Annotated in this window: 1 protein-coding gene; it reads right to left on the bottom strand. The window is 43.2% G+C overall.

From position 1 onward, the window contains the following. Nucleotides 1-213: hypothetical protein (locus FIA58_RS21255; RefSeq protein WP_165928980.1), on the bottom strand; the 213-nt coding region annotated here is incomplete at both ends.

Here is a 213-nt window from a genome sequence, read left to right as displayed (position 1 = left end):
TACACTTGATAAATCTGCTGGAGTAGCATCGTCTACTGCATCGATAACAGCTGCATCAACTACTATTGTAGCGATTGCTGTATCGCAATTAGTTGGGCTTAGGTTCTCACAGATTTGGTAAGTAACATTGTAAGTGCCTGCTGGTGTACCTGCTGGAACACTAATAGTCCCATTTGATGCAATACTTACGCCAGTTAGGCCTCCATCTGCAAT

This window comes from Flavobacterium jejuense, assembly GCF_006491595.2.
Classification (GTDB): Bacteria; Bacteroidota; Bacteroidia; order Flavobacteriales; family Flavobacteriaceae; genus Flavobacterium; species Flavobacterium jejuense.
Note: the sequence above shows the minus strand (reverse complement) of the source record. Positions and strands in the feature narration are given on the sequence as shown.